Raw genomic sequence first — 1,570 nt, forward strand, 5'->3', positions numbered from 1 at the left:
GTGCGGTAGACGATGCGCCGCCTTGATTTGGTTCGCGCCGATGCTGATCAAGGAGTCGGAGCCAGGCAAGCGGACCCGCAGGACTGGCTCGCCCCCCGGTTGGGCACGGACGTTACCGGGGTGTCCCCGTCTCAGGTGTGGATCAGCCACGGCAGCTGTAGTTCCGGTCATAGCTGGTCCTGGAGAACGTGTCGGCGCTGGTGGCAGGCTTGCGCGACGGCTTGATGGTGGCGGCGCCAGGCCATCCAGTGCAGGACGTGTTCCGTCTCCCGGACGGATGGTGTGAGGACGAACGCCCTCAGGAGTCGGACGAGTTCGGGGCAGGTCAGCGGGACGAGTCGGGCTGGGCCTGCAGGGCCGACGGTGGTCGTGGCAGCAGCCGTGAGTGCGAGGACGGCGGCGGCGATCAGGGAGAACAGCGACCAGCGCATCCAGGAGTTCCAGCAGGTCACCTGGCCTTCGTCCAGGCCGGTGAAGGTCTTGCCGAGCTGGAAGGTCTCCTCGATCCGCCATCTGCGGCAGTTCACGTCCACGAGCTGGGCGAGGGTGACGGTCCCGGGCGTCCAGCAGCGGAAGAAGGAGACCTCGCCGGTGTACCGGTGCCGGCGGGCGACCAGGGCGCTGGTGCCGTTCTCCCGGTGTCCGTCGGGGGTGTCGTCGGCCCGGATGTCGAGCCAGGCCCAGTGGTACTCGCGGGTGCCCTTCGTGCCGTGTCCGGACTGCATGCGCATCCACTGGCGGGGCAGCACCTTGTTGATCACCTGGCGGGCCTGCCACCTGCGGCCCGCTCCGTCGGTCACCACGTGCGTGTGGGACACGCCGACCGCGTAGCCGAGCTCGAATGCCCGTATATCCGTGCGTAGTTCGCGGCCGGAGTAGACCTCGTCCCCTGCGAACCAGCGTGCCCGCACCCCCAGCTCGAGCGCGTGGGCGACCATGGCCGCGGTCTGCTGCGGCTTGGTCGCGAACATGATCTCCTCCGGGACACCGGCCGCGTCGCGGCGTTCCTCGTCCGCGGCCCAATCCCTCGGGAGATACAGCGTCCGGTCGATCACCACCCTCGCTGTCTCGGTGACGGCGGCGAGGTGGACGGCGACCTGGCACAGGCCGACACCCTTGAGCGCGCCGGAGTACTGGCGGCCGGCTCCCACGCAGCCGGTGGAGGACTTGGCGTCACCGGTCTCGTCTGCGACCAGCACTACGTCCTGACCTGCGAGTTCCCGCACGACCAGGCGGGCGACCTCTTCCCTGGCCCGGTCGTGGTCGAACCGCGCCCTCGACAGCAAGTGCTGCAGCCGGTGCGGACCGGGATGCCCCAGCGCCTGAGCCAGCGTCCAGCAGTTCCGGGTGTCCACCTCCGTCAGCAGCCCGCTGATCATCTCCGCCGCCGTCGCGCGTGTCTCAGGCCGTGCGAAACAGTCCGCGATCACGTCCATTGCCGCCCCGAACACCCGGTCCCAGACGGCCTGGGCTACCGTGACCTCCACGGCCACCGCTTCTTGAAACGTCGTCACAAACGTTCATGATCACGGTGGCCGTACCCATACCTTCATCCAGCCCCTGCAGGCAG

1 protein-coding gene is annotated in these 1,570 nt (G+C 68.8%); it reads right to left on the bottom strand.

Annotated elements, in window-relative coordinates; all coding sequences use genetic code 11:
- Positions 1–167 precede the first annotated feature (167 nt).
- On the bottom strand, positions 168–1,514 hold the full coding sequence (locus ACWC91_RS41550) for an IS701 family transposase (protein ID WP_450645072.1): 1,347 nt from the start codon (positions 1,512–1,514) through the stop codon (positions 168–170).
- Positions 1,515–1,570: the final 56 nt, after the last annotated feature.

It is taken from the genome of Streptomyces sp. NPDC001204 (genome assembly GCF_053598035.1).